The sequence below is a fragment of the Kitasatospora sp. NPDC004799 genome (genome assembly GCF_040609095.1).
Taxonomy (GTDB): Bacteria; Actinomycetota; Actinomycetes; order Streptomycetales; family Streptomycetaceae; genus Kitasatospora.
Window position 1 is genome coordinate 1 of record NZ_JBEXJK010000374.1, and the last position, 8,016, is coordinate 8,016.

At 73.5% G+C, this 8,016-nt stretch carries 5 protein-coding genes; all 5 read right to left on the minus strand.

The features are described 5' to 3' along the window. Nucleotides 1-1,223, minus strand: a 1,223-nt coding sequence (locus tag ABZW03_RS32590; RefSeq protein WP_355266396.1) for a TIM-barrel domain-containing protein, incomplete at its 3' end; no start/stop codon positions are given. Nucleotides 1,224-1,335: 112 nt separating this feature from the next. Continuing rightward, nucleotides 1,336-2,889 (minus strand): alpha-L-arabinofuranosidase B, encoded by a 1,554-nt coding sequence (locus tag ABZW03_RS32595; RefSeq protein WP_355266399.1) that lies wholly within the window; start codon nt 2,887-2,889, stop codon nt 1,336-1,338. A gap of 256 nt (nt 2,890-3,145) precedes the next feature. Next, nucleotides 3,146-5,428: an alpha-xylosidase gene (yicI, locus tag ABZW03_RS32600; protein ID WP_355266402.1), complete on the minus strand. Its 2,283-nt coding sequence runs from the start codon at nt 5,426-5,428 to the stop codon at nt 3,146-3,148. After that, entirely contained in the window at nt 5,425-6,822 is a 1,398-nt protein-coding gene (locus tag ABZW03_RS32605; RefSeq protein ID WP_355266405.1) for a GH1 family beta-glucosidase, read from the minus strand. Before ABZW03_RS32605 ends, yicI begins: the two co-directional genes overlap by 4 nt. After that, the gene (locus ABZW03_RS32610; RefSeq protein WP_355266408.1) at nt 6,819-7,808 is read right to left on the minus strand and encodes an acetylxylan esterase; all 990 of its coding nucleotides are present in this window, start codon (nt 7,806-7,808) and stop codon (nt 6,819-6,821) included. Before ABZW03_RS32610 ends, ABZW03_RS32605 begins: the two co-directional genes overlap by 4 nt. Between the last annotated feature and the right edge of the window lie 208 nt (nt 7,809-8,016).

Genomic DNA, 8,016 nt, shown 5'->3' on the forward strand with positions numbered 1-8,016 from the left:
AGCGGGTAGAGGTTCGCGGCCCCGGCGGCCGGCCCGGCCGCGTAGACGGCGCGCTCGGCGAGGCCCGGGGGCACGTCGGGTTCGCAGGCGTCCAACCAGAAGCACGCCACGCCGTGCGAACGGTAGTTGTCGTTCAGCCGCCGCCACAGCGCGGCGCGCGCTCCGGGGTGGGTGGCGTCGTAGTACGCCATCGGGCGGATCGGCGCGTCCCCGCCGAACCGGGACGGCCACGGGAAGGTGAGCAGATTGCCGGCCGTGTCCTGGACGAGGTGCCCGGCCGAGCGCAGTTCGTCGTACGCGTCGCTGCCCGGCTCGACGGTCGGCCACACCGAGACGGCGAGCTTCACACCGAGGTCCGACAGCTCCTCGACCATGGCGGCGGGATCGGGCCACTCGCTCTCCTCGAAGCGCCAGTCGCCCATCCGGGACCAGTGGAAGAAGTCGCAGACGATGACGGACAGCGGCAGTCCCCGCTCCCGGTACTGCCGTGCCACGGCCAGGAGTTCGTCCTGGGTGCGGTAGCGCAGCTTCGACTGCCAGAAGCCCGAGGCCCATGCGGGGAGGAGGGGCGGGCGGCCGGTGGCCCGGGTGTAGGAGTCCAGGATCCGGGCCGGGGTACCGCCGGCGGTGATCCAGTAGTCGATGCGCCCGCCGCCGTCGGCGGTCCACCGGGTGGTGTCGGCGCCCAGTTCGACCCGGCCGGTGGCGGGGTTGTTCCAGAGCAGTCCGTAGCCGCGCGAGGAGTGCAGGAAGGGGACGGCCGCCACCGTGTTGCGCTGGACGAGGTCGACCACACAGCCCTTCTGGTCCAGCCGCCCGTGCAGGTGCTGCCCCAGGCCGTGCAGCCGTTCGCCGTCGTAGGCCTCGAAGGACTGTTCCGTCCGGCCGCCGGCCGCGTGGACGCGGGAGCCGTCATGGTGCGCGTACGGGCCGCGCTCGGCGAGGAGTTCGCGGCCCGACCCGGCATCGACGAACCGCAGCCGGCCGTCCGCCGCGGCCTCGACGGCGATGCCGCCGTTGACCAGGCGGGCGGAGCCGTCGTCCGACACGGACACCTCGGCGTGCGGGGCGGGCCGCGGGTCCTCCAGGGCCCCGGGGGCGGTGGGATCGATGGTCCCGGAGGAGGCCCGCACCCGGACGGCGTCCGGCCCCCAGGGCTCGATGCGGAGGATCTCTGCGGCGGTGTGCCGTTCCAGGGCGCCCGCGCGGATGCTGTAGGACAAGGTTCGGCTCCTCCGGGTCGGTCGGGGTGGGGTCACGCGGTTCGTCGTGGCCCGGCCCGCCACCGCCGGCGAAGCGGTGGCGGGCCGGTGCGCGGTGGTGCCGCCTGGTGGCTCAGCCCCAGGGCTGGGCGACCAGCCAGCTGGTGTCGGCGGCCCAGCTGGTGCCGCTGTCCCAGCCGTTGGCGCCGCCGTTGCTCGCTATGTAGGCGGTGTACTCGTAGTGCCGGAGGTACTTCGTCGGGAAGTTGACGGACCGGAAGGAGGTACCGGCCCCGCTGTTGCCCGCGGTGGGGCAGAAGGTGGCGTCCTGGGCGAAGGCGGCGGCGCCGTTGTCGAAGTCCAGGTAGAGCTCGTAGTCGTAGTGGTGCAGGAACCGCCCGGGGGCGTTGACGGACTCGAAGGAGAGGCAGGAGCTGTCGGCCAGGCCGGCGCGGACGATCCAGGTGGCGTCGGCCTTGTCGGTGGCCGGGCTGGAGGAGTCGGTGCCGGAGATGACGACCTTGTTGTCGGCGTCGTCGTGGCGGAGGTAGTGCGAGGTGCAGCAGGGCGCGGTGGTGGCCCGCAGGGAGATCCGGGAGCCGGGCGTCAGCGTGCCGGTGCCGGTCGAGCCGCTGCGGTAGCCGGCGGCGGTGATGTTGGCCTGGACCGCGTTCTCGGTGGCGTCCGACGGGTAGCCCTGGGTCATGACCCCTTCGTAGAAGGTGCCTTGGGCCCACTTGCTGTTGTCGCCGCCGATGCCGAGGATGATCGCGCCCTCCTTCTGCATCGGGTCGTAGCCGGTGGCGTTGGGGCGCACGCCGTTGTAGAAGGTGGACAGGCCGCCCGACTGGGCGTCGCCGCCGCGCAGGGCCCACCGGTTCGGGCCGCCCTTGAGCATGGCGGTGAGGAACCGGTTGCCGACGCTCGGGTCGTTGGCGTTGAATCCGCGGTTGACCCCGGAGAACAGGCCGTTCTCCAGGTCGGCCATGACCCAGGGGCCGTTGCCGCTGCCCGAGCCCCAGCTCTTGTTGTCGCCGAAGTAGAGGGCCTCCATGTGGCCGTTGCCGGTGTCCAGGTTGTTGGTCTCGGCGTTGCCGTAGTCGAAGCAGCAGCCGCCGTTGAAGTGCGTGCCGTCGAAGATGGCGTACATGCCCTCGGGCTGGTCGCCGGTGGCGATGCCGTTGGTGTGGTTGTTGCGGTAGCCCGTCCCGGGGGCGACGTAGACGCCGTACGCCTTGTGCCCGCCGACGGTGACCGGCGCCTCGAAGGCGTTGGCGAGGTTGTCCGGACCGCCGGCCGCTCCGCCGCCGGGCGCCTGGGTGAGGTGGTTGCCCTTGCCGGACTGGTCGTAGAGGACGGTGATGACGCAGCCGGTGCCGGCGCAGAAGGAGTCCTGCGCGGCGGCGTCGGCGTATCCGCCGGTGCTCAGCGGGCCGATGTCCCTGGTCGCGTTGTCGGAGGCGCGCCTGACCTGGTACAGCGGGCCGCCGTACGCCCCGTACAGGGCCCGGGTGGTGCTGTGCGCCGCCACGCACGGCGTGCCGCCGGCGCGGTAGAGGTCGCACGGCCCCTGGGTGGCCGCCTGCGAGGTCCCGGCCGTGGCGGTGAGCAGGCCGGCCGCGAGCGCGGCGGTCGCACCGACCGCGAGCAGGGCCCGCCGGGCCCTGCGGATCGACGATCCGATCATGAAGTACTCCGTTCACAGGGTGGGGTGTGAGGTGAGCGGTTCGGTTCCGGCCGTCGTCGACACCGGGAAGAATTGTTAGCGTTAACAATTCTGTCGATGGGATGGGCGGAAGAATGGAGCGGGGACTCCCTGGTCACGCCGGAACCGGGCATCACTATGGCCACTTGCCGATGCACCGTCAAGACATTGCGCAGGAAGGGGGCGAGGCCCCGCGCGCCCGTGCGGGGGCGTGCGGGGCCTCGGGTCGGATCCGGCCTCAGGCCGGGAAGGGCAGGTCCGCCTCGCGGGTCCCGGCCGGGCTGACGTGCAGCGCGCCGTCCGGCCCGCCGATCCGCAGCTGCCAGGGGTGCGGGCTGTCGGTGGTCACCCGGAGCCGGTCGCCGGTGCGGCGCAGCTGGAAGCGGGCGCTCTCGCCGGGGCCGTCGGCGCGCGGGATCACCACGGTGCGCTCGGCGCCGTCCGCGAAGGCGTGCACGCGCAGTTCGACGCCCTCGGCCCAGGCGGACACCGGCCGCTGGTCGTCCGCCCCCAGCGGGATCACCGCGTCCGGGCGGACGAGCAGCGGCAGGGTGTGGAAGCCGTGCCGTTCGCGCACCCAGCGCGGGCCGGTGACCTGGTCGCCGGTCAGCAGGTTGGTCCAGGTGCCCTCGGGCACGTAGTACTCGACCGTCCCGTCCTCCGTGAAGACCGGGGCGACGAGCAGGTCGTCGCCGAGCAGGTACTGCCGGTCGAGCGCGGCGGCGGCCGGGTCGTCGGGGAACTCCAGCACCATCGCGCGCATCACCGGCACGCCGGTGGCGTGCGCCTGCTGGGCCGCGCGCTGGAGGTACGGCGCGAGGCGGTGCTTGAGCAGGGTGAACTCGCGGGTGACCTCGACGGCCTCCTCGCCGAAGTCCCACGGCACGCGGTACGACTTGCTGCCGTGCAGCCGGCTGTGCGAGGAGAGCAGGCCGAACTGGGCCCAGCGCTTGAAGACGGCGGGGGTCGGCGTCCCCTCGAAGCCGCCGATGTCGTGGCTCCAGAAGCCGAAGCCGGACAGGCCGAGGGAGAGTCCGCCGCGCAGCGACTCCGCCATCGCGTTGAAGTGCGACTCGCAGTCGCCGCCCCAGTGCACCGGGTACTGCTGGCCGCCCGCGGTGGCGGACCGGGCGAACAGCAGCGCCTCCCCCTCGCCGCGCTCCTCGCGGAGCAGTTCGAACACGGCCCGGTTGTAGAGCTGGGTGTAGTAGTTGTGCATCCGCTCCGGGTCGGAGCCGTCGTGCCAGACCACGTCGGTGGGGATGCGCTCGCCGAAGTCGGTCTTGAAGCAGTCCACGCCGACGTCCAGCAGGGTGCGCAGCTTGCCGAGGTACCAGTCGGTGGCGGCGGGGTTGGTGAAGTCCACCAGGGCCATGCCCGGCTGCCACAGGTCCCACTGCCAGACGCTGCCGTCCGGGCGCCGTACCAGGTAGCCCTCGCGCATGCCCTCGGCGAAGAGCTCCGACTTCTGCGCGATGTACGGGTTGATCCAGGCGGAGATCCGCAGCCCCTGCTGCTTGAGCCGGGCCAGCATTCCGGCCGGGTCCGGGAAGGTGTCCGGGTCCCAGGCGAAGTCGCTCCACTGGTACTCGCGCATCCAGAAGCAGTCGAGGTGGAAGACGCTCAGCGGGATGCCGCGCTGGGCCATGCCGCCGACGAAGCGGCTGACGGTGGCCTCGTCGTACTCGGTGGTGAAGGAGGTGGTCAGCCACAGGCCCAGCGCCCAGGCCGGGGGCAGCGCGGGGCGGCCGGTGAGCGCGGTGTAGCGCTCCAGGATCCGCTTGGGGGTCGGGCCGTGGACGACGAAGTACTCCAGCGACTGGTCCTCGACGCTGAACTGCACCTGGCCGACGGCCTCGGAGCCGACCTCGTAGCCGACCTTCCCGGGGTGGTTGACGAAGACGCCGTAGCCCCGGTTGGTCAGGTGGAACGGCACGTTCTTGTAGGCCTGTTCGCTGCTGGTGCCGCCGTCCGCCTGCCAGATGTCCACGGTCTGGCCGTTGCGGACGAACGGGGTGAACCGCTCCCCCAGGCCGTAGACCAGCTCGCCGACGCCCAGCGAGAGCTGTCCGAGCATGTGGTGCCGGCCCTCGGCGTCGGTGACGAAGCCGGTGCCGCGCTCGCCCGCCGTGGTCAGCACCCGGCCCCCGGCGGTGAACTCCAGCTGCCACGGCCGGGAGGTGTCCACCCGCAGCGTCAGCTCGCCGGTGCACAGCTCCACCACCTCGCCGTCCCGGCGCACCTTGCCGGCCCCCGGCTCGGCGCCGGGCAGCGCGAACTCCGGGCCGCGCCGCACCGAACCGGCGTGGTGGGTGGTGCGCACCCCGATCACGCCCTCGGCCGGGGACCAGCACTCGACGGTCAGCAGTGGGCTGTTGAGCGTGTCACCGCGGCCGCGCACGTGTCTCACGGGCGCGTAGAGAGTCATCCGGTCCTCGCCGGTGCGGACGTCGGCGACCTCGGCGGCGTAGCGCGCGGTGACGCCCGGGCGCATCAGCCAGTAGCCGTCGGTGAACTTCATCGTGCGGGTTCCTCCGTCCGCGCGCGGTGCGCGGTGATCAGGCCCCGGTACCAGTGGTAGCTGTCCTTGGGCGTTCGGGTCAGGGTGGGGTAGTCGACGCGGACCAGGCCGAAGCGCTGCTCGTAGCCGCGGGCCCACTCGAAGTTGTCCAGCAGGGACCAGACGTAGTAGCCGCGCACGTCCACGCCGGCCGCGACGGCGTCGGCGACGGCGGCGAGGTGGCCGGCCAGGTAGTCGATCCGCTCCGCGTCGTGCACCCGGCCGTCGGGGGTGACGCTGTCGGCCTCGGCGGAGCCGTTCTCGGTGATCCAGATCGGCGGGAGCCCCGGGTAGCGGGCGTCGAGCCCGCACAGCAGCTCGGTGAACGCGGCCGGGACGACCGGCCAGCCCATGGTGGTGAGCCGGGTGCCGTACGGGTCCGTCTCGGCGACGCCGATGTCGGTGGCGGTGCGCCGTTCAGGGTCGGCCTCGCGGTGCGGGGCGGCCTCGACGGTGACCGGCCGGTAGAAGTTGACGCCGACGAAGTCCAGCGGCACGCCGATCAGTTCCAGGTCCTCGGGGCGGCGCCAGGGGCCGTCGGCCAGGCCCGCCCAGGTCGCGTGCTCGTGCTCGGGGTAGCGCCCGGCGAACAGCGGCTCGGTCCAGACCTCGTTGTGCAGGACCTCGGCCCGGCGCAGGGCGGCGAGGTCCTCGGGCCGGTCGGAGGCGGCGTGCAGCCGGTCGAGGTTGAGCGTGACGCCGACCTCGCGGGCGCCGGCGGCGCGCAGCTCCCGGACCGCCAGGCCGTGGCCGACCAGCAGGTGGTGGGCGGCCGCCAGCGCCCCGCGGCCCTCCCGGGCGCCGGGCGCGTGGCGGCCCTCGGCGTAGCCGACGAAGGCGGAGCAGAACGGCTCGTTCAGGGTGATCCAGCGCTCGACCCGGTCGCCGAAGCACTCGGCGGCGACGGCCGCGTACTCGGCGAAGGCCTCGGCGGTCTCCCGGACCCGCCAGCCGCCCCGGTCCTCCAGGGCCTGCGGCAGGTCCCAGTGGTACAGGGTGGCGGCGGGCGCGATCCCGGCGGCCAGCAGTTCGTCGAGCAGCCGGTCGTAGAAGTCCAGGCCCTTGGCGTTGACCGGGCCGGTGCCCTGCGGCAGCAGGCGGGACCAGGAGATCGAGAAGCGGTAGCCGTCGACGCCGAGTCCGCGCAGCAGCGCCACGTCCTCCGGGTAGCGGTGGTAGTGGTCGCAGGCGGTGTCGCCGGTGGCGCCGCCGAGGGTGCGGCCCGGGGTGTGGCTGAAGGTGTCCCAGATGGACGGGCCGCGGCCGTCCCGGTCGTGGGCGCCCTCGATCTGGTAGGCGGCGGTGGCGGCGCCGAAGCGGAAGCCGGCGGGCAGGTCCGGGAACGGGGCGCTCATGCGGCGCCGTCCGGCGCCAGCCCGCGCTCGTGCAGCCAGGCCAGCTGGGCGGGCGGGTTCGAGCCGCAGCCGCCGGCGTGGTCGGCGAACGGCCACACCGTCATGGTGCGGTCCTCGCCCGCGTAGTGGTTGAAGGCGGCGTAGACGGTGCGGGGCGGGCAGATCGGATCCATCAGGCCGACGCTGAACAGCGCCGGTGCGGTGGCCCGCTGGGCGAAGTGGACGCCGTCGAAGTACGCGAGGGTGGCGAAGGTCGGGGTCACGCGCTCCCGGCTGTGCCAGCGCAGGTAGCTGACCAGCTCCTGGTACGGACCGTCCAGGGCGGTCTGCGCGCCCTCGCGGTAGTGGCACAGGAACGGGACGTCCGGCATCACGGCGGCCACCCGGTCCCCGCTGAGTCCGGCGACGGCGAGGGCCAGGCCGCCGCCCTGGCTGCCGCCGGCCACGACGATCCGGCCGGCGTCGAGACCGGGCAGCTGCGCGACGGCGTCCACGGCGCGCACGCAGTCGGTCATCAGCCGCCGGTAGTAGTGGTTCTCGGGGGAGTCGATGCCCTTGGTCATGAAGCCCCCGACCCACTGGGTGCCGTCGCCTGTGCCCCGGTCCGGGGTGTCGTGGCCCTGGCCCCGGCTGTCGACGACGAGCTGGGCGTAGCCGGCCGCGGACCAGAACAGGTGCTCGGTGGGCAGGCCGCGACCACCGCTGTACCCCTGGTAGCCGACGACGACGGGCAGCGGCCCGTCCACGCCGCGCGGGCGCAGCAGCCAGGCGGCCACCGGCTCGCCGTTCCAGCCGGGGAAGCGCACGTCGTCGACCTCGACGGTGCGCAGCCCGTACTGCGCGGTGACGCGTTCGGCCTTGACCGCCCCGCCCTGCGCGCGGGTCTCGGCGAGGGTCCGCTGCCAGAACGCGTCGAAGTCCTGCGGGGCGGTCGACTCGGGCCGGTAGCCGACGGGTTCGTCGGCGCCGAAGTCGGTGACGGGCATGGGGGGTTCCTCCGGGTGCTGCGAGTTCGAGGTCAGGTGGTGGGGTGCGAGCAGTGCCGTGCGGGCCGCCTCCGGGCGGCCGGTGACGGCGGGTCGTCGCCCGGGTGGCCGGTGACTGCGGTCCGGTGCCCGGGCGGCGGGCGGGATCGGCCGGGCGGGATCGGCCGGGCGGTGAGCCGGGCCGGCCCGGGTGGCGGCCCGTCCTCCC